Genomic DNA, 22,931 nt, shown 5'->3' with positions numbered 1-22,931 from the left:
AAGCTAAAAAATAGACTATAAATTAAATAAATTTCGTTAATTAAATTTAAAGATCTAATTTAATTAATAAATATATAAATCACCATGTGATAAAGAATAACCAAGTGGTCAGAAAACAAGTAGAAAATCGTGGATATATGAGTAATTAACTCTAATTAATGCTCACTAAGAGAAGTATTCAATACTGACTGACATATTTTGAGGCTTTTAATAAGAAAATCCGTTTAGAACGTTTGAAGTTACCTTTATCAAAGGGGAGAGGTTTATAAATTGAAATAAGGATTTTGTACTCTCTACATCATGATTCAGCATTCATACAGACAAGATGGAGTAGATTAGTTGTTAAGCAAACGGTGTTAATAATTCTCCCTGGATTTAAACTCTCTTTGCCGGAAAGAATCCTAACAACTAGTTCTTAAGCACCAAACTAGTCGTTAAGTAAACATAGAACCCTTTTGCCTCTTAGAATAGAGGCTTTTTTTTGCCTGAAATTTAATGAAGCTACTGAGTCTAATAACTTTATCATTCAGTTTCTGTACAGCAGCACCTTGCTACATTAGCAATCAAGCAAGCAGCGAGAGCATGACCCCATTTGTTCGAACTACTTGCTTGTACTTCTCTAATTTTGTAATTGTTAGTGCAAATCAAATATCCCTTTTGGACCCATACTTGGGTCCATTTTTTTGCCTGAAATTAAGCTTCAGTTAAACCTACTAAGACACTATTACCGGTCGACTCGGAAATCCCGAGTCTAAAAACCAAAAAAGCCAGCTACAAAGTGGCGTCAAAAAGGCCCAAAGAGGCCAACATTGAAGGAAGCAGGGTATGGGTTTAAATAAAGATGAGAGCATAGATATGCCTCTCAAATCATCGGGACCATCTGGGGGGCAAAGCGGCGCTTTCGTGCGTTTTCTCAATATTGTCGAGCGATTAGGTAATCTACTTCCTCATCCCATCACACTTTTCGCCATGCTCTGTATGGCCGTTATCGTCATAAGCGGCATCGCAGGTTACTTCGAACTCTCGATTACCGACCCTCGCCCAGTTGGCTCATCGGGACGCAGTGAAGACGGCCTCATTCATGTTGTCAGCTTGATGAACGCCGAAGGTCTGAGAATGATCGTCTCGAATCTGGTGACAAACTTCACCGGTTTCACCCCGCTAGGCACAGTACTGGTAGCCCTGCTAGGTGTGGGAATTGCCGAGCGCTCTGGCATGCTTTCGGCAGCGATGCGCTCTCTGGTAATGGGCACCTCTAAGCGTCTGGTTACCTTGACCATAGTATTCGCCGGTATCATATCGAATACGGCAGCCGAACTAGGTTACGTGGTACTCATTCCTATGGCGGCGATGATCTTCCATTCCCTGGGACGCCACCCGCTTGCGGGCCTTGCGGCGGCTTTCGCTGGGGTATCCGGTGGTTATAGTGCCAACTTACTCTTAGGCACAGTCGATCCGCTACTATCTGGTATCACAGAGGCTGCGGCTCAGATGATCGATCCGGTATACACGGTAGGGCCGGAATCCAACTGGTACTTCATGTTCGTCTCTACCTTTCTAATTACTATCTTAGGTGCACTTGTCACCGAGAAGATTGTCGAGCCTAAACTAGGTAAATATGATGCCAGTGAAGCCGCAGTCGACTTAAGCCATCAGAAGATGGACTCAGTCAGTGCTCTGGAGAAGCGTGGCCTTAAAGCCGCGGGAATTGCCATACTGTTGCTTTCTGCATTGCTGGCACTCACTATTGTCCCGGAAGGTGCACCACTGAGAAATCCAGAAACAGGCTTAGTGGCCGACTCCCCCTTCCTTAAAGGGATCGTCGCCTTTATCTTTATCTGTTTCGCCATTCCGGGTCTGGTCTACGGTAAAGTCGTCGGCACCATGAAACGTGATAAAGATGTCATCGACGCCATGTCCCACAGCATGAGCTCCATGGGTATGTATATCGTACTGGTCTTCTTCGCCTCGCAGTTTGTCGCCTTCTTCAAGTGGACTAACCTAGGCGCAGTGCTGGCCGTTTCCGGCGCAGACGCGCTCAGCGCCATCGGCCTGACCGGCCCCTTGGTGTTTCTGCTCTTCATCATGATGTGTGGTGTCATCAACCTGATGTTAGGTAGCGCCTCGGCTCAATGGGCAGTAACAGCACCCATCTTCGTGCCCATGCTGATGCTGATTGGATATGCCCCGGAAACCATTCAGGCAGCCTATAGGATCGGTGATTCTGTGACTAACTTGATCACCCCCATGATGAGCTACTTTGGTCTGATCCTTGCGGTTGCTTCCCAGTATAAAAAGAACTTAGGCATAGGTACGCTTATCGCCACCATGTTGCCATATTCCATCGTGTTCTTTATCGGTTGGACACTGTTCTTCTTCCTTTGGGTGTTCGTATTAGAGATGCCAGTGGGACCAGGCGCAGCGACGTATTATACGCCTTAGGAGAGACTAGGAATTAGAAACGGTAGACGAGGTCGAAAGCCCTGCGAGGGCGCGACTTCGTCGCTTTAGGGAAGGCGAGATTTTGTTACTGTTGACCTTGATTAAACCTGCCGTGGAGTAGAAAATTTACAACTTCATTGATCACAGCATCATTTTTCATCATATGTGAGTGTATCGTTGGCAATGCAAAAAAAATCATTCATTCCCTCCGCTTTAGTCGCCGCCACAGACACCTTTCCGTCGTCAGGATTAGGTAATATGCTAGACATAATCAAGTTAATCGATTGAGTACCTGCAATCACACCTAAATCGAAATTTACCGCTCCAAGCTGGCTAGGAATACTGTAAGGGTCGGTACCAAGTTGAGTCCCAGCCTCGCCAGTGATCAGCTCATAGCCAGGTATTGAACCCAGCTTATCTACAATCTCACTACCTTGATTGGGCGGGCCTAACATCACGACTCGATTAACAGCACTTGCGCTATGTTGGCTATAATACCATTCCGAGTAAGTATCTGATCATTCAGCGGGAGTTCAAAGCACTGTAGGCAAGGCGAATGTTTGAAGCTAATAGTTATTCTATATCGAAAACATTCAACGTAACATAAAGGGCTTTGAAACCCGCACTGCGTGAGGCTCTCAGTGTTTCCACTTCTGTGTTGCATTGACTTAAAAGGGAATAACCATTTCCTCATCAATGTGCCTTGAATTGAAAAAGCTGAGAGTCTCTGAACTGACCTGATACTTATATGGAATGGTATAATACTGCCTGACTAAAATGCCCCCCAATGAGTGAGTCACAAAGTTAATTTGTCTCGCTGTTGCTTTGGTGCATGTTTCCAATCCCTCCACCACTGCAATCTTAGCCAGAGATTCAATTGACATCTTTCGGGATGGATAATCGATGTTGGCCACCACATAGCCATGATCTTTTAACCTGTCTTCCAGCTTTTCCATTGAGGCGGCGCTGCGACCTAAGCCATGAAGCAACACGACGCATTCGTCAGCAAACGAATGAGTAGAAGCTGCACTTAACAGGAATATTGAGAGTAGTAGTGCGAGCTTCATCTGAACCTCATGCCCTTTCTGTGTTTCGGATCACCACAGTTTTAGCTAACTTATCGTGCCAACCCTGCTTCCTTTCATCTACCCCAATCCAGATTAGGCCAATAAAGCAAGGAAGTGCTGCAAGGATATACCCAAAGTATCGCCCTAGTGCTTGAATAACGGTGAGTTTGTTACCTGTTTCTGCATCGACCACTTTTAACTTAGTGATCATCTTTCCGGGCGTGCCTAGGTATTTCAACCAGAAGAAAATCGTGGCAATAAAAGGTAGGACATAGCCTAAAAAGAGATCCCAGAAGCCATATAAGACTTGCTCGCCCTCCCAATATTCGCCGCCATAGATCAGGCTCAAAGGAATATAGACTAGGGGGATCATGATAACAAGATCAATGAGTGCAGCAAAAAACCTTACCCTAAGTCCTGCATAGTTTTGATTATCCATAAAGTACTTCTCTCCTTAATTAATCGATATCCTTTTTTAAGCCAGCATTGATAAGGTATATCACCCACAGGAACAAAAACAGTTAACTAATGTTTATCCTGAGGTGTAGCTAAGTTTGCTCCCAATAAAAAACCCGGCAATGTTATTGCCGGGTTTTTTATGACATTATCAAATCGAGATCATCTTATGCTACAGCGTAGCACTGGTCTCGGCTTCGACTGCCTTCTTCTTCTCTCGTTTGCTGAAGATACGCTCGACAACCACGAAGAAGATTGGGATGAAGAAGATCCCCATGAAGGTAGAACTCATCATGCCGCCCAATACACCTGTACCTATGGCGTTCTGACTACCTGAACCTACACCGGTACTGATGGCAAGAGGTACCACACCAAGACCGAAGGCCATAGAGGTCATCAGAATAGGACGCAAGCGCACCCGTACCGCATGCAAGGTAGCATCAACAAGAGTCGCCCCTTTGTCGTAATATTCCTTGGCAAACTCTACGATCAGAATGGCGTTCTTCGTCGCCAGTCCCACCGTCGTTAATAGCGCCACCTGGAAGAATACGTCATTAGGCAAACCGCGGGCATTCATGGCTATAAGCGCACCGATAATGCCCAGAGGCACCACCAAGATCACCGCGAAAGGCACAGACCAACTCTCATAGAGCGCCGCCAGTACCAAAAATACCACTACGATAGACAGGGCATACAGAGCCGGAGCCTGGTTACCTGATAGGCGTTCCTCATAGGATAGACCATTCCACTCGACACCGAATCCCGGTGGTAACTTCTTCACCATCTCTTCGATATCGACCATGGCAGCACCCGTGCTATAGCCAGGTGCCGTTCCACCCTGGATGTTCATCGCAGGCAGACCGTTGAATCGCTCCAGTCGAGGCGATGCATATTCCCAAGTTCCCGTGGCAAAAGCCGAGAAAGGTACCATCTCCCCTTTGGTATTACGTACATACCAGGAATCAAGATCTTCAGGCTGCATCCGGTACTCGGCTTCACCTTGTACATACACTTTCTTAACTCGACCACGATCGATGAAGTCATTCACATATGAACCACCCCAGGCCGTACCCAGCACGCTGTTCACCGAGTTGATATCGACACTCAAGGCACGGATCTTAGCCTGATCTATATGTATTTGGTACATAGGCGCATCTTCCTGACCGTTCGGGCGTACGCCTGTCAAGTTAGGGTTCTGTGATGCCAAGCCGAGCAACATATTTCTCGCTTCCACAAGTTTGTCATGGCCTTGGCCATTTCTGTCCTGGAGATAGAAGTCGAAACCGTTTGCCGTACCTAGTTCGATAACCGCAGGAGGTACGAATGCAAATACGAAGGCTTCCTTCATCTGCATAAACTTACCCATGGCACGAGCTGCGACTGATTGAATATCTTGTCCGGCACCTTCACGCTCAGCCCAGTCCTTCATACTGACGAAGGCGATACCCATGTTCTGACCGTTACCCGCGAAGCTGAAGCCAGATACAGTAAATACAGACTTCACATTTTCACTTTCTTCGTTGAGGTAGAAGTCGGTGACATCTTCCATCACCTTCTGAGTACTTTGCAGAGTCGAGTTCACAGGCAAGATAGCCTGAGTAAACATGATGCCCTGATCTTCATCGGGAAGGAAAGCAGTGGGCATACGCATGAAGATCCAACCCACGGCGACGACGAGTGCCAGATAGATCAACATGACACGGCCTGTACGCTTAATCATGGCTGCGACGCTGTCGGTGTAACGCGATGTCATCTTGTCGAAGCTGCGGTTAAACCAACCGAAGAAGCCAGTGTCAATATGCGTCTGACCTTTCTTCATTGGCTTAAGCATGGTGGCACACAGAGCGGGAGTCAGAATCAAGGCAACCATCACCGAGAGCCCCATGGCCGACACTATCGTCACCGAAAACTGGCGATAGATGACACCGGTCGAGCCAGACATAAATGCCATAGGCACGAATACTGCCGATAGGGTCAAACCGATACCCACCAGGGCGCCGGTGATTTGATCCATGGATTTCTTGGTGGCCTCGACGGGGCTTAGCCCTTCCTCCTGCATCACACGTTCGACGTTTTCCACCACCACGATGGCATCATCCACCAGCAAGCCGATGGCCAATACCATGGCAAACATGGTCAAGGTGTTGATGGAGAAACCGACCGCCGACAGAATAGCGAAGGTCCCCAATAGCACCACAGGCACGGCTATGGTCGGAATGAGTGTCGCCCTGAAGTTTTGCAGAAACAGGAACATGATTAGGAAGACGAGGACAATGGCTTCGAGCAAGGTATGCACAACACCTTCGATAGATTGCTCTACGAATGGCGTTGTATCATAGGGATAAACCACTTCAAGCCCCTGAGGGAAGAAGGCCTTCATCTCGTCAATCTTAGCCCGTACTGCGTTAGCCGTTGCCAATGCATTAGCACCGGTCGCTAATTGAATGCCAATACCCGCCGCAGGCTTACCGTTATAAAACGACTCCGACGAATAGTCCTCTGCACCGAGTTCAACCCGAGCCACATCCTTGAGATACACATTCGCACCGCTGGAATCTGACTTGATGATGATCTGTTCGAACTGATCTACTGTCTGCAAACGACTCTGAGCGGATACAGTCGCATTAAGCTCCTGTCCACCAACTGATGGAGCACCACCTAACTGACCCGCAGATACCTGAGCATTCTGCTCACGTATAGAGGCCATGATGTCTATGCTAGTCAGATTAAATTGAGTCAGCTTGAAGGGATCTAACCAGATACGCATCGCATACTGAGCACCAAATAGCTGAATAGTACCCACACCAGCTACACGACTCATGGGATCTTGTATGTTAGAAGCCACATAATCCGAGATATCGTTCTTATCCAAAGAACCATCTTGGGAAACGAAGCCCAATACCATCAAGAAACCAGCGCTCGACTTACTGACGTTGACACCTTGAGCCTGTACTTCCTGAGGTAACAACGGCATAGCAAGTTGTAACTTGTTCTGCACTTGTACCTGAGCAATATCAGGATCGGCCTCCGCATTGAAGGTCAAGGTGATCTGCGCATTACCGAAACTATCACTGGTTGATGATATATAACGCAGGTTATCCAGACCCGTCATTCGCTGCTCGATGACCTGAGTCACCGAATCTTCCATGGTTTTAGCTGATGCACCAGGATAAACGGCGCTGATCACAACCGATGGCGGTGCGATACTCGGATACTGAGATACGGGTAGCCCGAAGATCGACAAGACCCCGGCCAGCATCACAATGATGGCGATCACCCAAGCAAAAATAGGGCGATCGATAAAGAAACGTGCCATAACTCTACCTTACTCTTATTTCTGGTTAGCCGACTGACTGGCAGGTGTACTCGCCGAATCATCTGAACTAACAGCTACAGATTTAACTGAAGCGCCAGGGCGAATTTTTTGTAATCCTTCGACAATGAGAACATCACCGACGGCAAGACCATCTGTGATACGCCATTGATGATCGATCACTTCTGCAGTCATCACGACTCGAGATTCAACCTTGTTTTCGCTATTGACTAACATAGCAACGGCCTGTCCCTTGGTATTACGGGTGATCGCTTTCTGTGGCACTAGAATCGCTTGCGGATCTGTACCTGCATTGAGCACTGCACGCACATACATACCAGGCAATAGCAGGCCATCCGGATTAGGGAACTCGGCTCTTAAAGTTACCGAACCAGTATTCTCATCGACGCTCACCTCAGCAAAGCGCAATACACCCGCATGGGCATAAGTCGTGCCGTCTTCGAGAATAAGCTGCACATCGGCATTATCGGTTGCCTGCAACTTACCTTGCCTAAGCTTGGCTTTTAAGCGCAATAATTGAGCGCTGGACTGAGCAATATCCACATTGATGGGATCCAACTGTTGAATCTTTGCCAGCGTTTGTGACTGATTCGCTGTCACTAACGCACCTGCAGTGACGCTGGACTTACTGATCCTGCCTGAGATAGGCGCCTTAACTTCCGTGTAGACTAAGTTAATCTTGGCGGTATTAATGGCCGCCTTAGCAACTATCACATTGGCTAGCGCTTCTTTATACAAGGCATCAGCTTCATCGAAGTCTTGCTGGCTGATGGCATTGGTCTTGATCAACTCTTTAAAGCGTGCTGCTTTCGCTTTTGCTGACACCAGACTGGCATTAGCACTGGCCAAGTCGGCTTCGGCGCTGATCACGGCCGCCTTATAGGTTGCCGAGTCAATCTGATAGAGAGACTGGCCTTTCTTAACATCACTGCCTTCCACAAACGTACGTTCGGTGATGATGCCTGAGGCCTGGGGTCTAACTTCGGCCTCGAGGAATGCCTTACTCCGTCCTGGCAGCTCGACTTGAATATCCTGAGACTGGGCTTTAACCTTAATGACGCCGACTTCAGCAATTCCAGGTCCATGACCTTGCTTAGCATCTCCATTCTGCCCACAAGCAGTTATCCATAACGCCACACTTAAAAAAGAGGCAATTTTCACTATTTGCCGCATGAGAACTCCTATCAAAGCAACCGACCAGACATGGTATTCCGAACAATAGAAACGACTATTACAGGTATAATTGGAAGCATAAATTATTGTGTAAGATTTGAACGTGCCTTTATCTCATAACTAAACAAGGTCAACAAGGAGAACTAACTGTAAATTTGTAAGCTAATGCAAATTTTGGCTGATAATCATGAACTTATGTTACGAGCAGGTTAAAACACCCTAATTGTGTGACTCAGATCACACTCGACTTGTGACATCTCTCAATCCAAGCAGAAAAAACAATTAGCGATATCACCATTATTACCAGCAAGATAAATCGGCTAACTCATTCATATTTGTTCATATCTTTTCGCTTTTGATTCATCCAAGTAGTCAATTCTATTCACATCTCCCCCTTATGATGTAACTGCGCTAACAAATTCTATTTATGTGAGATTACGAACATGACAGTCAAGATGAAACTAGGTCACACCTTGCTTCTAAGCGGATTATTACTTTCAGCCTCCTCCTTTGCACAAGCAGCAGAGTCGGACTCAAGTTCAGAAGTCTTGGGTGGCACCATCACAGGTAACCTGACTTTTGCCTCCGACTACGTATTTCGTGGCGAATCTGAGACTATGGACGGTGACGTTCCTGTGGTACAGGGCACCTTAGGTTGGGGGAATGATGATGGTTGGTATGGCGGTATATTCGCATCAAACATCAAATTTGCCGATCCTAACCTAGAAATTGTCACAGCGCCTTTCATCGGGAAAGCTGGCGAATTCGGCGATAGCGGATTCACCTATGATGTCATGGTGTTCTCTTATCTCTATGCAGGTGCTTCATATTCGAACTACACAGAATTATGGCTAAAAGTCGGCAAGCAATTCGGTCAGGCAAATATTCAACTGGAAGTCACCCCAACAATCGATGATTGGTTTGGTGTCGACGGCTGGCAAGGGGTTAACTACGCCATTCATCCGAGTTATGAATTCAGTAACGGCGTGAACGTTTCCGGCTCCGTGGGCTATCAAGACTTAGACGGCGAAGGTGCCGAAGGTTGGGGGCACTGGAATCTGGGTGTAAGTAAGGTCTATTTAGGACTTAAATTCGACCTTAGATACCATGGCAGCACAGTCGATGAAACCCACAAGGTTTACGGCACTCAAACCAAAATTTTTGATGACAGATTCGTTATCGGCATCAACAAAAGCTTCTAAAATAGTTTTATATAAGTGCTTAGAAACAGTTTTACCCTGCAACCTAGCTCAATACACAGTTCAATACACGTCGCTATCTATTGCTTAACTTTTGACAAACTTTCGCCAGCCTACTCCAGGCTGGCCTTTTTTATGCTGTACCCTTCCAGATAAAGCAAAAGGACTATGCAACTCATAGATAATTTATTGAGATGAGTAATTAATTTCCCCTTGCTACCGGATTTTTATGGAAAAAATCTACCAGAAAATCAATTAAGGCTCGCTGTACTGGCCCCATCAGCTTATTGCTGGTAAATAGTAAAGAAACCTGCTGAGGGGGAGCGCTGTACTCAGGTATTAGTTCAACCAATTCTCCCTGTTCGATCAAGCGCCTAACTTGGAAAGTCGGCAACTGTATGATCCCCTGACCTTGCAAACAAAATTCCAGTAAGCATTCAGAATCATTCGACTCAATGTCGCCATGCACTTTTACTTGTATAGGATTATCGTCAATTTGATAAAGCCAGCGCCTCGGAGTATGTCTCGCATTATTAATCAAACACCGATGACCTTTCAGTTCCTGTGGGGTAAGAATGACGCCATAACGCTCCAGATAGCTGGGAGATGCGAGGGTTTTGATCTGGTACTCTCCTAGCGTGCGCGCAATCAAACCTGAGTCAGGTAAATTACCTACTCGCAGTGCCAGATCATAACCCTCTTCGGCCAAATTTACGTTTCTATTCGTCAAAAAAAGTGACAGGTTAACCTCTGGATGCTGGTTTGAAAATTGCGATAACACAGATGGCAAAACATATTTCCCTAGAATTAATGGCGCCGTAATCCTTAAGTCGCCCTTTAATTCTGTACTGGATGGAATCGCCCCTTTTAGCTCCGCCACGCTCTGGCTAATCAACGCCATCTGTGCCAAATAACTTCGCCCTTCGCTAGTTAAGCCTATGCTCCGCGTTGTCCGCTGCAATAAGCGTACTCCCAACCACTTTTCTAGCTCACTCACCTGTCGACTCACTGCAGAGGGAACTAAATTCATAGCATGGGCCGCACCGGAGAAACTCTTATATTCAACCACTAATTGAAAGGTAGATATCGATTTAAGAAGATCCATGACGTTCTCATTGTTCAGAATTAATCACTAATGTTGTGAATTTTAGATTATTGCTCACATTTATTGAACCATTTAATCTACCGACAATATAAATCCAACATTGAGGATGGTTTATGGCGCTCATAACCGTAGAAGAAAATAGAGTGATAGACCAAGCCAGTAATGAGGGAACTAGAACCTTCGGGACTAGATTAGCTAAAAATCACTAATCCAGTCTGCCGCACTATGAAAACTCGAAGACTCAGTGTTCAGATCTCTCTGGTCATCTGATCCCCCTATACATTCACCTTACACATAAGAGGCATACAAGATGACTTATCGCTACCAAATAACACTGGTTTTTTTACTCGGTTTCTTTATCGACTGCATTAATATCTTCATGCTGGCAATCGCCCTGCCTTCGATTGCCAGTGAATTCCACACCGATACCTCAACCGTAGCTTGGGTTGCCAATGCTTATATCCTGGGAATGACTTTAATCATTCCCATCAGCCCTTGGTTAGCCAGCCGGTTTGGGCCAAGGAATATTATCAGCCTATCTATGGCCTTATTTACCATTTCAGTGCTCTTATGTGGTTTTTCAAGCAGTTTTTATGAACTCGTCAGCTGGCGATTTATCCAAGGATTAGGTGCGGGCCTTATGATCCCCATAGGACAATCACTGACCTTCAGCCAATTCAAAAATAGTCAGCGAGCCAAAGTTTCTACCTTAGTGATGGCGGTAGCATTAATTGCCCCTGCAATCTCACCAATGATAGGAGGGATTATTGTCGAACACTTCTCTTGGCGCTGGGTATTTTTCAGTAATGCTCCGCTCTCAATACTGGTGTGCCTGCTAGCATGGAACTGGATTCGAAATGAAAGAAGGGCCGCAGTCTCAAAGCCAGATATCTGGGGGTTGCTACTTGTAAGTGTAGCGTTAACTGCACTGCTAATGGGAATGTCAGTTTATGCTAACGATCAAAATAGCTTAGTTGGGGTATTCACCCTGCTCACAGTGGCGGCACTTACCCTACTTTATATCAAACACGACAAAAACCATGAAGACGCCATTATTAACCTAAGCCTACTCAAAAATAACAAGCTGACCTTGTCGGTCATCATCTATTACGCCATTCCTGGGGTATTTACCGGCGTTAATCTGCTCAATATATTTTTCTTACAAGACATATTGAATTTCAGCGCAGATAAAACCGGTATGTTTATGATTCTCTATGGTTTTGGAGCTCTTATTGCCATGATGTTCTGTGGCCGGAGCTACAACAGAATTGGACCAAACAAGCTATTTATCAGTAGCTTAATACTACACAGCGCAGGTATATCTACCTTGCTATGGGTTCACCCAGGCTCACCACTCATGGTAATCATGCTGGCGTACACACTGATGGGCATTGGCGGAGGCTTAGGAGCTAACTGTGCACAGACAACCGCATTGATGGATTTTGATAAACATCAAATGTCAAAAGGCAGCGTGATCTGGAACATCAATCGACAGGTATCTTTCTGCGTCGGAGCAGCTTTCTTTACCATGGTCTTTAATCTGCTATGTGTTGCCTTGCAGCTCCCAAAAATCGAAGCCTATCACCTTACATATTTAATCGCCGCCCTGATTGGCATATTGCCACTCTTGTACATCAAAAATCTAAACTAAGGTACTTCAATGAAAAATACAAAAATACTCGCCACAGAAAGCGTGCACACAATCCATCAATTGATCCATCAGGTTTTTACTCATTCAAAAGAAAGAGGAAAAAACGCCTTATCCGAGCTACTAACGTATTTCGATCCGAAATTTACCATGATCACTCAACAAGGCATCGTCGTCGGTTTACCTCAGGTAACACAGCTGTTCAATAGTGCTTTAGGAAAACGCCCTGAGTTAGAGATAATCATTAAGGATGTTATGCCAGTCTTCGACGAGAATGGCATAGTGACGATCCGCTACCGAGAAATCCACCATGAATATGCTCAGACTACAGAGCGTCTTGGAACAGCAATCATTGATACAACTGGTGAGAAATTACGTTGGCTTTATCTACATGAAACGCCTGTCAGTCCATAATTAGCACTTAGTCTCATCGCATATTTCAAGCAGGCTTAGATAATGACCTATCAAGCCTGCATCATAGTAGTCTGTTCATAACCAAGTAAAACACTACATAGCCACCTCAAGCTTTTCTTTCACTTAAAACTTACAGCTCGTAGAAAAAACCTAAACCCTATTATCCCCTACGCCACAGGCCAGAATGCGGCTGATATTGGCAAGGCTACGGCCTGACTCTTGTTGCCAGGTGTTGAATACTGCTTGCACTTGTTTGAGCCCACTCTTTGAGCTGAAACCAAAGTCCACCAGCTTGTGCGCTTTCATATAAGCTTGCACATCACTGGTTAACAGGAAGGTATCCTTGCCCATGGCTCGCAGAAAGTAGGGACCCGTATTACCACCAAGTCGAGTGCCTCTGCGTTTAAGCTGTGCCCATAAGCCGATAATATCCTCACCAGGCCAGTTGGCGATATATTCGGCCAAGCTGCCATGCTCTCTGGCAATATCTTGAATCATCAGCGCATTATCATAGATGGCCATGGTCTTCTTCATGTGTCTGATAAGTGTCACATCGCTGGCCCTATCATGTAACTGCTCAGGCGATAGCATCAGCACCTTCATAGGCTCGAAACCGAAAAAGGCTTTCTCGTAGGCAGGCCATTTATTCTCGACGATGCGCCAAACAAACCCTGACTGAAACACCTTCTTGCTCATCTCAGACAGCAGTTGAGCATCGTTATACTCACCTATCTCATCGACACTGAGAGTCACCTCTAGCAGGCTTTCCAGGCCTTCATCACCACCTTTGCGGTCACTGGATCTTTGATAGATGGCAGAGAAAGATTCTTGTCGACTCATATTGAAATATCGATTCCTAACTAAATAATCTGTCCATAGTAAGAAATATAATACAGAAAGCAATGACTTCCCTTAGAGACTCCAATGATACTGGACAAAAACCGAGCAAACATCTAGTTTTAATAACGAGCCAATTAATAAACAATCAATATTTATCGGCAAGTTTAGTTACTACGATTTAACTATCGGTTATTTTGTCATTGGGAGAATCTATGGACGCTGGGCAACTGTATAGAATGCTAGTCTTTGCAAACGTCGTCGAACAAGGATCCCTCACCGCTGCAGCTGAGGAACTGGGTATTAGTCGATCCATGGTCAGTCAACATCTGAAGAAATTAGAGCTAAGATGTGAAACACAGTTGATTCAGAGAACCACGAGAAAAATGGCGCTCACCCATGAGGGTCAAAATTTCTATTATTATTGTGCCGAACTGCTTCAGCTGGCCAAACAGGCCGAAAATGCGACTCACCCCGATGACATTGAGCTACATGGCAGTATTAAAATTTTAGCTCCGGTTTGTTTCGGTGAACACGATCTGATCAAGCATATAGGGGCGTTTCATCGACTTCATCCTAAGATACACATTTCGATACAGCTCGAAGATCGACACATGAGTCTTCGAGAGAATAAGATCGACATAGCGATTCAGGCTGATGCCCAGATAGTTCCACAAATAGAAGCCATCAAACTAGCACAATTCGATGAATATCTTGTCGCCAGTCCGCAATACCTTGAACAACATGGTTCGCCACTACACCCGGATATGCTACAGATGCACCAATGGGTGTTGCAGGCGTCGAATCAACTCCCTAAACGATGTCAGATCAAAAATAGCTATGGCGATAAGTTTACACTCAATATCAATCCATTTATCAGCTGTAATAGTAACTTAGGGGTCATGAGCCTAATCAAGCAAGGGCTCGGCATTGGAATATTACCAAGTTATTTAGCCCAGCCTCAGATAGCCAGCAAACACTTGGTGCACATTTTGTCCGACTATCATCTACAAGAGGGAGTCATCTACGCAACTCACCCGTTCAACGATGTGGTACCACCTAAGGTGAAGGCTTTTCTCGACTTTATTGAAGAGCGGCTAAAGGCTTAATTGAAAAACGGCTAAAGGCTGAATGGCCTCAAAAGGGAATAACCATTTCTTCAACAATGCGCCTTGAATTTAAAGCCCTGAGAAAGCTCTGAATTAATCATAAATTTAATGGAATTGGTATCATACTCGGATAGCTTATGGGTTTGCGCTCTAAACTGTAGCGACTAAAGTTATCTATAGGACTTACTTTTATCTTTGAGGGCGATAGCTGATGGAGCTGTTTTATCATCCACTTTCCCGCTATTCACAGAAAGTCCTTATTGCCCTCTACGAAAAACAAGCCAACTTCTACCCAAGAATCATAGAACTCACCGATCCTTTTTCCCGCAAAGAGTTCAGTCAGTTTTATCCTCCGGGTAAGGTGCCACTCCTCAAGACCAAGGCCGGAGAGTTAATTCCTGAATCGAGCATTATTATAGAATATGTCGATCATGAATTTTCCACTGGCACTCGCTTGCTACCTAGAGAACAGAAAGTCGCTCTGGATACGCGCTTACAAGACCGCCTGATAGATCAAGATTTCAGTAATATATTATTTGAACTCGAACGCCAAAAACTCGAGTCTGGTGACAATAATCAGATACGCATTAAGTATTTAGAAAATGACATTAACCGCTTTCTTCATTACTTAGATGCCTTGTTAGAACATAATCACTGGTTATGTGGCGATAGTTTAACCTTGGCAGACTGCGCGCTTTTCCCGTGCCTGTATTGCGCACAAGACCATTTTAAGTTATTTGAATATGACAACTTGGACAGATACTGGCATCAGGCTCAATTAAGAGGCGCATTTCAACAGGTAACAGAAGAGGTCGTTCTGGCACAAATAGAAGTCCTCTCAGGAAGGAGGCCAATACCTTAGGATAAGTACCTAGATTCTAGTAACTTTTAAATATTCCGCTCTTTCTTCAGTTGTAGAAACTGCTTCCACTTAATCACTTCCGGGGGAAGTTCCGGGGCCGGACCTTCGAAGTTAACTTCTTTGATCATCGTCTCTATGGGGACTTGCTTACCTCGACACACAAACACGCCGCGTACATGTACGATGCAGTGTAGGGTAGCGCCACTGACAAACCTTTGTTCGATATAAAAGTATTTCTCATCCCAGCCCACCAGCTTGGTCTCTATCTCGAACTTAGTGAAGGGCTTGATGTCTCTGATGTAGGTAAATTCGGCGGCATTGACGATTGGCATCCATTTCATCTTGATGAACTTCTTCAGGAACCCCATCTCGGCCATCATATAGGTACGGGCAAGATCCAGAAATGCCGGATATCTTGAGTTAGTCACATGCAAATTAATATCACAATCAAAGGGCAAGGCACGATAGGTGATACGGCTGGTGTCGAGGAAACCGATAGAATTACAATGGCGTACTCGCCAGACAAAAAGCCAAATTAACCTGAAATAGAGATTCATTCACAGTCCTTACAACTAATACTTAAAACATACTTAAAACGATACTTAAAAAACGGCATTTAATACATGCTACTTTAAAGAGCTCGAAAGGCTAACAGAGGTCATACCAGATCACAAGTTGCTAATGTAAGAGTAAGGGCATATCCAAGCCTTAAGATTTAATCGCAGCATTCTGGTATTTATCAGTGTTAAATGGTATTTATCACTTCCTTAAAAAAACCAAGAGCCATTTAGCCTCCGATATAAGATTATTATTTTATGAAATCAACACTTATGATAATGGTTTTATCTATGCTGTTCATCACGCTAAATTCGAATGCGCAGGATAGACAGACCGAGATATACCTCTATGAAACAGCGACATCTGTAGACATCAAGATATCAGCAAGCCTATTCGGAGAAGAGTTAACGTTTAAAGACCAAAAACATGACATCACCATCAGAAATATGGGAGAAGATACTTTTGATGTTGATGCTAAATTTTTCCGCCACTCCATAGAATCACTACCTGGATCTGAAACAGGTGCAGAGCCAGAATTTGCATTCAGTAATCAAATCATGACAAGCCTGAAACTTGTACCCCATGAAAAAGTGATCTTAGGAGGCATTGAATCCTGGTCTAGTAATACTCAGGAAGACGGAACAGTCACTGAAACTCAATCCAAGAAAGTTTTCACCTTAGAAAGGCTCGACTGATCGAGATCTCATTCCAGTCGGTATATGTCTCAACATTCCTATCTTAAAAAACGCCCCAAAGCGCTAAGTTACCGACTCAAATCATCGTTAAACAGCCAATAAAAATGCCAATCGGAAAACCGATTGGCATTTTAATAACTGGTACAGCATAGAAGCTAAGCCAGCTTTTTACTCGCCGCCGATACCACTGTGGCGCAGCAGAGCATCTATCTTAGGCTCACGCCCACGGAAGCGTTTAAACAAGACCATAGGCTCTTCACTGCCGCCCATCTGTAAGATATTTTCAAGGAAGCTACGACCAGTTCCTAAGTTAAATATCCCCTCCTCTTCGAAGCGCGAGAAGGCATCGGCAGAAAGCACTTCGGCCCACTTGTAACTGTAATACCCTGCGGCATAACCACCGGCAAAGATATGGGCGAAGCTGTGCTGGAAGCGATTAAAGTCGGCGGCTTTGACCACGGCAACTTGCCTACGCACTTCATCCAGTTTGGCTTGAATCTTGGCACCCTGCTTAGGGCTGTATTCCAGATGTAACCTGAAATCGAATAACGAGAACTCGAGTTGACGCAGCATCACCATGCCAGATTGGAAGTTCTTCGCCGCTAACATCTTATCTAACATGGCTTTCGGTAACGGCTCACCCGTTTCATGATGTCCGGATATCTCGGCTAACGCCTCCTCCTCAAAACACCAGTTTTCCATAAACTGACTAGGCAGCTCTACCGCATCCCAAGGCACACCATTGATACCAGAAACTCCGGCAACATCTATCTTGGTCAGCATATGGTGAATACCATGACCAAACTCATGAAACAGGGTGGTCACCTCATCGTGAGTAAACAAGGCAGGCTTGCCGTCCACTGGTGCATTGAAGTTACAGGTCAAATAAGCCACAGGATCTTGCAGACCATTTGGTGTCAGGCGACGGCCACGACAATCATCCATCCAGGCACCGCCACGCTTACCTTCACGGGCATAAAGGTCTAGGTAGAAGCTTCCTCTATGTACACCGTCACTATCGGTAATATGGAAGAAGCGCACATCTTTGTGCCAGCTATCAAACTCTTGCTGCTCTTTAACACTCAGGCCAAATAGACGAGACACGGTATAGAACAAACCCGAAAGTACCTTGTCTTCAGGGAAGTATGGACGCAGTAACTCTTGAGAAATCTCATATCTGTGATGTTTCAGCTTCTCGGCATAGAAACTTAGATCCCAAGGCTGAAGATCACTTGCATCGCACTCTTGCTTGGCAAACTCAGTCAATTCAGCCAGCTCAGTTTTGCCTTGCTCTTGAGAGCGGCTCGCAAGTTCATTAAGAAACGCCAGCACTTGCTCAGGTGTTTCGGCCATCTTAGTGGCCAATGACTTATGCGCAAAGCTCTCGAAGCCTAACAACTGGGCTAGCTCGTGGCGCAGAGCGACAATCTCATCCATCAAGGGGCCGTTATCATATTCACCGGCGAAGGGTCCCTGATCGGATGCACGAGTCACAAAGGCGCGGTAGCACTCTTCACGTAGGTCACGGTTATCACTGTAAGTCATAACAGGGAGATAGGATGGGATATCTAAGGTAAATAGCCAGCCTTCTAGCTCCTTGGCTGTTGCCATGGCTTTAGCTGCGGCAATCGCAGACTCAGGAAGACCGGCTAAGTCGCCCTCATCAGTGATCAGTTTACTCCAGGCCTGAGTGGCATCGAGTAGCTGATTCGAAAAGCGACTAGTCAGCTCAGACATACGCTTGACCAGCTCACCATATCTGAGTTTGTCTTCATCGCTGAGGCCGATACCTGACAACTCAAAGTCACGCAGACTATGTTCGATAACTTGTTTCTTGGCCTGGCTCATCTGTTCGAATTCACTCGACGCTCTCAATGACTTGTAGGCTTCATAGAGTGGTTGATGCTGACCGACGAAAGTGCCGTACTCAGACAGCAGAGGCAGACAGGCATCATGGGCCTCGCGCCACTCTTCACTACTGACAACAGAATTCATGTGAGAAACTGGTGACCAAATCTTGCCTAGCTCATCGTCCACCTCTTCTAGAGGGGCAACTAAATTATCCCAGGTAAAGGGAGTCGACTGGGCTAGCACTTGATCAATTTTACTGCGGCAGTTAGCGATACCTTGCTCTACAGCTACCTGAATATGTTCAGGTTTAATCTTCGAAAATAGGGGTAACTTGGTGCTGGTAAGCAAAGGGTTGCTCATGTTTATTCCTCAGCAAATTAACGAGTCTGTCTATGAGATATGGGCGAAGTGAGTCATATTCAAGAAGAATCACTAAATTCCGGTATAAAATGCTTACCTAGCAGACGAAACCATAGAGAACATTGATCTGGTTCAAAATATTGATTTACTCATAATTTACACTTTAGCTATTGATAACCAGCCCACAAATGAAACACGTTCTCATTTACATTCAAAGAGTAAGGAATATCATCATCCCATAGACATCACTTCGCCTAAATCAGTTTAATTATGCACAAGATTGTTAAATTATCGCTTATACCCAGCCTAGTCATTGCCATTTTTTCCGCCCATGCAGATGATATTTCAAACATAGATGACTCTCATAGCATCAATAAGTTTCCAGCAAAAAAACAGGTTGAAACTCAGTTAGTTGTAGACTTAGGCTGGGACTCTAAATACGTGTCTGAAGGCCGTAATAATCTCGACGGAGGCGGTATAACTTGGGGCACAGTTGCCGTTCAGCACGGCGATCTCAATGTGTATGCAACCGGCGGCCGCGCCGATAGCCAGGACTACACCGAGTGGAACTTTGGTCTGGAATATAATATCTCACTTTCAGACACTGTCGGGGTCAATTTAGGTTACCAGAGGCTCGAATTTTATGGTGATGAGCGCTGCAGTGATAATGAGTTGTTCGCAAGCTTAACTTACCAGGCGAAAACCTGGTTAATCCCCAGCCTTAGCTACACCTACTCAACCGAGGCAGGCGGCTATTTCGTCGAAGCAAGCATACATAGCCCTTGGACATTGAGCCAAGGTCTTACCGTTACTCCCTACATTACTCAGGCATTTGACTTCCAATATGTCACCGAAGAACATCAGGGGGTTAACCATTTTCAGTTCGGTGTAGAAGCCGAATGCCTCATTAGTGACCGACTCACACTATCGGGCCATTTCAGCCACACCTTAGCCCAGGAAGATATCAAACTTGAGGCCAGAGCCGATGGTAATGAGACGAATCTGGATCAGACCTATGCAGGCATTCATCTGACTTGGAATTTCTAACCTAAATATGGCTAAGCAAAACTGTGTAGAGATAAACTTGGTTAAACCTCTCTTTATCGTCTAAATTTACCCTTAACTTATAGTTAAAAATGGATGGTGAGAAATCATCTCACCAAATCTACACTAATGGCAGGGAACGCCGTTAGCCTAATCTATATTTGAAGCATCAAGCATATAGACTCGAAGCTAGCAATACAGAGTAATAGAGGAACAGGGAATGTCACTCTTCAATATCCACAAACTCGTTGCGCGTCAGCGTTGGTTAATCAAGCCTATATGGGTATTGCTGATCTTGTTCGTTAACTCTCCTTGCCAAGCTAACGGCAGGACCTTACTCACCAATGCCGATGCACCTCCTCTGGGCATAGGTGTTGCCTTAGACAGTGAAGGGAAACCGATTGCCATCCCCACCACGAGAAGTGCCCTTGAGTATCACCCACCAGAGATCCACACATCTAAAAAAACCAAGAGTAAAAAAAGTAAACCCACTAAACGTGCTAAGAAAAAAAGTGCCAAAACCCTGTCGAGAAAGCAGAAGTTGGCCAGTAGAACCAATGTCGCCAACGATCCAGGTTGCCGCTGGCTCGACAAGCGCATGGATAAATTAGAGAAGAGCCTGTCTTTCGCAGGAAACCAAACAAACTATGGATTTCATCGAGATGAATTAAAAATAAGACATAGGGAGTGGCTGTGCATGAAGTGTGGTGCAGAGGGGCCAAACCAGAAAGATCATGACTCTTGCCAGTATCGGCGTTAACTGCAATTTCTGTCTTACAGGTAAGATTGCAATTTTTTCTCTGTATTTCGGGTCTGAAGATAGAGCACTGGTTCAAGACATAAATTCCCTCTACAATGAGGCATGCTTTTTTCGAGCAACCTTTTAAAGACTTTTTGGAGATAAAGATGGCCCAACATTTTGACTATATCTGTCTTGGCGCAGGTAGTGGTGGTATTGCATCGGCGAATCGTGCGGCTATGCGCGGCGCTAAAGTACTTCTTATCGAGGCTAAAGCCCTCGGCGGAACCTGTGTCAATGTGGGCTGTGTACCCAAAAAAGTGATGTGGTATGGCGCACAAGTCGCCGAAGCTCTGCATCTTTACGCCAAAGATTATGGCTTCGATGTCACGGTAAATAAGTTTGACTGGAGCACCTTAGTCGATAGCCGTGAGGCCTATATCGACCGCATCCACGGCGCCTATGACCGCGGTCTGGCAAGCAACAAGGTCACCTTAGTCCGTGGCTATGGCCGCTTCGTCGACCAGCGCACCATAGAAGTCGATGGCGAGCACTACACTGCCGATAATATTCTTATCGCCACGGGTGGCTCACCAACAATCCCAAATATTCCCGGCGCCGAACACGGTATCGATTCCGATGGTTTCTTCGCGCTCAGAGAGCAGCCTAAACGTGTTGCCGTTATCGGCGCCGGTTATATCGCCGTCGAACTAGCCGGTGTACTGCATTCTTTAGGTAGCGAGACTCATCTATTCGTGCGTAAACACGCGCCACTGCGTAGCTTCGACCCTATGCTAAGTGAAGCCTTGATGGAGTCTATGGCTACAGATGGCCCTAGCCTGCACATCCACAGCACACCGCAAGCGGTAGAGAAGAATGCCGATGGCAGCCTGACCCTTAAGCTTGAAAATGGTGAAAGCTATGAAGTCGATACCCTAATCTGGGCTATCGGCCGCAAGCCTTCTACCGGTAATATCGGTCTTGAGAACACTCAAGTGAAGCTTAACGATAAAGGCTATGTCATCGTCGACGAACAGCAAAATACCACCAACCCGGGTATCTACTGTGTCGGTGATATCATCCAAGGTGGCGTCGAACTCACTCCGGTTGCCGTTAAGGCTGGCCGTTTATTATCTGAACGTCTGTTCAATGGCATGACCGATGCCAAGATGGATTATAAGCTTATTCCGACTGTCGTATTCAGTCACCCAGCGATTGGTACCATGGGGCTCAGCGAGCCTGAAGCCATTGCCGAGTATGGCGAAGACAATGTCACAGTCTATGTCTCTGGCTTCACCTCCATGTACACGGCAATCACTGCTCATCGTCAAGCCTGTAAGATGAAGTTGGTCTGTGCCGGCCCGAACGAGACCGTTGTCGGTATACATGGCCTAGGCTATGGCATGGATGAGATCCTACAGGGTTTCGGCGTAGCCATGAAGATGGGCGCGACCAAGAAAGACTTCGATGCAGTAGTGGCTATCCACCCAACGGGTGCGGAAGAATTCGTTACCATGAAATAAAGCTCAATAAATAGTTATCAGCCCGACTGCTATCTAATACCGATAGGTATACAAAGCGTCGGGCTTTTTTGTGGTTATTTTCTAGATGACGATGGAGTCAATAAGCTAAACTTCCCCTTAAGTGAAAATCATCATCATTTCATAATATGATCTATTATTTTCCCCGCCTAAAAAATAATTTCAGATTAATATATTTAAATTTAAAAATAGGAATGAAGACCGATAAACAGTACAGGGCATGTTATAAACCATATTTCAATAAATAAGTTGAAACTAGATTGATGACAATTTGTAGCCAAATTAAGAGTCAAATGAAACAGCCTCGTGCATCCCTACAATAAACCAACAAACATTGAGTAAATCATTTGTAAACCCCTACGCGTTAATAAGTTAAATCCCACGAGGTTAATTCTTCCGGTTATGAACACACCGTTAATTGACAGCCTAACCACATCAAGGGTTACAACGGAAAATGTATTATTCTGCTTCATATAATTTTAAAATGTAACCCGCAA

The 22,931-nt window shown here is 45.4% G+C and carries 19 protein-coding genes; 10 read left to right on the top strand and 9 right to left on the bottom strand.

Annotated features, from left to right (window positions below; translation table 11 throughout):
* Positions 1 to 855 precede the first annotated feature (855 nt).
* Positions 856 to 2,442 (top strand): AbgT family transporter, encoded by a 1,587-nt coding sequence (locus FS373_RS23060; RefSeq protein WP_185977036.1) that lies wholly within the window; start codon positions 856 to 858, stop codon positions 2,440 to 2,442.
* Between the two features lie 149 nt (positions 2,443 to 2,591).
* On the opposite strand, the gene FS373_RS23055 is transcribed toward FS373_RS23060, so the two are convergent.
* From FS373_RS23055 to FS373_RS23035, 5 genes are all read right to left on the bottom strand, one after another.
* The gene (locus FS373_RS23055; protein ID WP_152830710.1) at positions 2,592 to 2,897 is read right to left on the bottom strand and encodes a hypothetical protein; all 306 of its coding nucleotides are present in this window, start codon (positions 2,895 to 2,897) and stop codon (positions 2,592 to 2,594) included.
* 213 nt (positions 2,898 to 3,110) lie between these two features.
* Entirely contained in the window at positions 3,111 to 3,509 is a 399-nt protein-coding gene (locus FS373_RS23050; RefSeq protein ID WP_152830709.1) for an esterase/lipase family protein, read from the bottom strand.
* Between the two features lie 7 nt (positions 3,510 to 3,516).
* A complete protein-coding gene (locus FS373_RS23045) occupies positions 3,517 to 3,948 on the bottom strand; it encodes an RDD family protein (protein ID WP_152830708.1) in 432 nt (143 codons plus the stop codon).
* 189 nt (positions 3,949 to 4,137) lie between these two features.
* Positions 4,138 to 7,281 (bottom strand): efflux RND transporter permease subunit, encoded by a 3,144-nt coding sequence (locus FS373_RS23040; protein ID WP_144044424.1) that lies wholly within the window; start codon positions 7,279 to 7,281, stop codon positions 4,138 to 4,140.
* Positions 7,282 to 7,296: 15 nt separating this feature from the next.
* Positions 7,297 to 8,472: an efflux RND transporter periplasmic adaptor subunit gene (locus tag FS373_RS23035; protein WP_152830707.1), complete on the bottom strand. Its 1,176-nt coding sequence runs from the start codon at positions 8,470 to 8,472 to the stop codon at positions 7,297 to 7,299.
* 443 nt (positions 8,473 to 8,915) lie between these two features.
* On the opposite strand from FS373_RS23035, the gene FS373_RS23030 reads away from it, so the two are divergent.
* Positions 8,916 to 9,674 (top strand): TorF family putative porin, encoded by a 759-nt coding sequence (locus FS373_RS23030; protein ID WP_185976932.1) that lies wholly within the window; start codon positions 8,916 to 8,918, stop codon positions 9,672 to 9,674.
* A gap of 199 nt (positions 9,675 to 9,873) precedes the next feature.
* Here FS373_RS23030 and FS373_RS23025 read toward each other — a convergent pair whose 3' ends face one another.
* On the bottom strand, positions 9,874 to 10,776 hold the full coding sequence (locus tag FS373_RS23025) for a LysR family transcriptional regulator (protein ID WP_144044422.1): 903 nt from the start codon (positions 10,774 to 10,776) through the stop codon (positions 9,874 to 9,876).
* Between the two features lie 310 nt (positions 10,777 to 11,086).
* Here FS373_RS23025 and FS373_RS23020 point away from each other — a divergent pair, with 310 nt between their 5' ends.
* Both FS373_RS23020 and FS373_RS23015 read left to right on the top strand, forming a co-directional pair.
* Positions 11,087 to 12,427 (top strand): DHA2 family efflux MFS transporter permease subunit, encoded by a 1,341-nt coding sequence (locus tag FS373_RS23020; RefSeq protein ID WP_152830706.1) that lies wholly within the window; start codon positions 11,087 to 11,089, stop codon positions 12,425 to 12,427.
* 9 nt (positions 12,428 to 12,436) lie between these two features.
* A complete protein-coding gene (locus FS373_RS23015; protein ID WP_144044420.1) occupies positions 12,437 to 12,838 on the top strand; it encodes a hypothetical protein in 402 nt (133 codons plus the stop codon).
* A 150-nt stretch (positions 12,839 to 12,988) separates the two neighbouring features.
* Here FS373_RS23015 and FS373_RS23010 read toward each other — a convergent pair whose 3' ends face one another.
* A complete protein-coding gene (locus FS373_RS23010; RefSeq protein ID WP_152830705.1) occupies positions 12,989 to 13,678 on the bottom strand; it encodes a DNA-3-methyladenine glycosylase I in 690 nt (229 codons plus the stop codon).
* Positions 13,679 to 13,890: 212 nt separating this feature from the next.
* Between FS373_RS23010 and FS373_RS23005 the strand changes: the two genes are divergently transcribed.
* Positions 13,891 to 14,784 (top strand): LysR family transcriptional regulator, encoded by an 894-nt coding sequence (locus FS373_RS23005; RefSeq protein ID WP_152830704.1) that lies wholly within the window; start codon positions 13,891 to 13,893, stop codon positions 14,782 to 14,784.
* Positions 14,785 to 14,995: 211 nt separating this feature from the next.
* Positions 14,996 to 15,646 (top strand): glutathione S-transferase family protein, encoded by a 651-nt coding sequence (locus FS373_RS23000; protein ID WP_144044417.1) that lies wholly within the window; start codon positions 14,996 to 14,998, stop codon positions 15,644 to 15,646.
* Positions 15,647 to 15,672: 26 nt separating this feature from the next.
* Here the strand turns inward: FS373_RS23000 and FS373_RS22995 are convergent, their stop codons facing one another.
* A complete protein-coding gene (locus tag FS373_RS22995; protein ID WP_144044416.1) occupies positions 15,673 to 16,203 on the bottom strand; it encodes a thioesterase family protein in 531 nt (176 codons plus the stop codon).
* A gap of 258 nt (positions 16,204 to 16,461) precedes the next feature.
* Between FS373_RS22995 and FS373_RS22990 the strand changes: the two genes are divergently transcribed.
* Positions 16,462 to 16,899 (top strand): hypothetical protein, encoded by a 438-nt coding sequence (locus FS373_RS22990; RefSeq protein WP_144044415.1) that lies wholly within the window; start codon positions 16,462 to 16,464, stop codon positions 16,897 to 16,899.
* Positions 16,900 to 17,067: 168 nt separating this feature from the next.
* Here FS373_RS22990 and prlC read toward each other — a convergent pair whose 3' ends face one another.
* Positions 17,068 to 19,110: an oligopeptidase A gene (gene prlC, locus FS373_RS22985; protein ID WP_144044414.1), complete on the bottom strand. Its 2,043-nt coding sequence runs from the start codon at positions 19,108 to 19,110 to the stop codon at positions 17,068 to 17,070.
* 270 nt (positions 19,111 to 19,380) lie between these two features.
* Between prlC and FS373_RS22980 the strand changes: the two genes are divergently transcribed.
* The 3 genes from FS373_RS22980 (at position 19,381) to gorA (ending at position 22,416) form a co-directional block, all read left to right on the top strand.
* Positions 19,381 to 20,157, top strand: a complete 777-nt coding sequence (locus tag FS373_RS22980; RefSeq protein WP_144044413.1) for a hypothetical protein — start codon at positions 19,381 to 19,383, stop codon at positions 20,155 to 20,157.
* Positions 20,158 to 20,374: 217 nt separating this feature from the next.
* A complete protein-coding gene (locus tag FS373_RS22975; RefSeq protein WP_144044412.1) occupies positions 20,375 to 20,914 on the top strand; it encodes a hypothetical protein in 540 nt (179 codons plus the stop codon).
* 146 nt (positions 20,915 to 21,060) lie between these two features.
* A complete protein-coding gene (gene gorA, locus FS373_RS22970; protein WP_144044411.1) occupies positions 21,061 to 22,416 on the top strand; it encodes a glutathione-disulfide reductase in 1,356 nt (451 codons plus the stop codon).
* The last annotated feature ends 515 nt before the right edge of the window (positions 22,417 to 22,931 follow it).

Source organism: Shewanella sp. YLB-07, from assembly GCF_009377275.1.
The sequence above is the reverse complement of the archived record's forward strand: the minus strand, read 5'-3'. Positions and strand labels throughout refer to the sequence as shown.

Bases quoted from the DNA above. Each gene is read 5' to 3' on its own strand.
- FS373_RS23005 (WP_152830704.1), top strand. From the start codon at position 13,891: ATGGACGCTGGGCAACTGTATAGAATGCTAGTCTTTGCAAACGTCGTC.
- prlC (WP_144044414.1), bottom strand. From the start codon at position 19,110: ATGAGCAACCCTTTGCTTACCAGCACCAAGTTACCCCTATTTTCGAAG.
- FS373_RS22990 (WP_144044415.1), top strand. From the start codon at position 16,462: ATGAAATCAACACTTATGATAATGGTTTTATCTATGCTGTTCATCACG.
- FS373_RS23025 (WP_144044422.1), bottom strand. From the start codon at position 10,776: ATGGATCTTCTTAAATCGATATCTACCTTTCAATTAGTGGTTGAATAT.
- FS373_RS23040 (WP_144044424.1), bottom strand. From the start codon at position 7,281: ATGGCACGTTTCTTTATCGATCGCCCTATTTTTGCTTGGGTGATCGCC.
- FS373_RS23045 (WP_152830708.1), bottom strand. From the start codon at position 3,948: ATGGATAATCAAAACTATGCAGGACTTAGGGTAAGGTTTTTTGCTGCA.
- FS373_RS23060 (WP_185977036.1), top strand. From the start codon at position 856: ATGCCTCTCAAATCATCGGGACCATCTGGGGGGCAAAGCGGCGCTTTC.
- FS373_RS23055 (WP_152830710.1), bottom strand. From the start codon at position 2,897: ATGTTAGGCCCGCCCAATCAAGGTAGTGAGATTGTAGATAAGCTGGGT.
- FS373_RS23000 (WP_144044417.1), top strand. From the start codon at position 14,996: ATGGAGCTGTTTTATCATCCACTTTCCCGCTATTCACAGAAAGTCCTT.
- FS373_RS23010 (WP_152830705.1), bottom strand. From the start codon at position 13,678: ATGAGTCGACAAGAATCTTTCTCTGCCATCTATCAAAGATCCAGTGAC.
- FS373_RS23035 (WP_152830707.1), bottom strand. From the start codon at position 8,472: ATGCGGCAAATAGTGAAAATTGCCTCTTTTTTAAGTGTGGCGTTATGG.
- FS373_RS23015 (WP_144044420.1), top strand. From the start codon at position 12,437: ATGAAAAATACAAAAATACTCGCCACAGAAAGCGTGCACACAATCCAT.
- FS373_RS23020 (WP_152830706.1), top strand. From the start codon at position 11,087: ATGACTTATCGCTACCAAATAACACTGGTTTTTTTACTCGGTTTCTTT.
- FS373_RS22995 (WP_144044416.1), bottom strand. From the start codon at position 16,203: ATGAATCTCTATTTCAGGTTAATTTGGCTTTTTGTCTGGCGAGTACGC.
- FS373_RS22975 (WP_144044412.1), top strand. From the start codon at position 20,375: ATGTCACTCTTCAATATCCACAAACTCGTTGCGCGTCAGCGTTGGTTA.
- FS373_RS23030 (WP_185976932.1), top strand. From the start codon at position 8,916: ATGACAGTCAAGATGAAACTAGGTCACACCTTGCTTCTAAGCGGATTA.
- FS373_RS23050 (WP_152830709.1), bottom strand. From the start codon at position 3,509: ATGAAGCTCGCACTACTACTCTCAATATTCCTGTTAAGTGCAGCTTCT.
- gorA (WP_144044411.1), top strand. From the start codon at position 21,061: ATGGCCCAACATTTTGACTATATCTGTCTTGGCGCAGGTAGTGGTGGT.
- FS373_RS22980 (WP_144044413.1), top strand. From the start codon at position 19,381: ATGCACAAGATTGTTAAATTATCGCTTATACCCAGCCTAGTCATTGCC.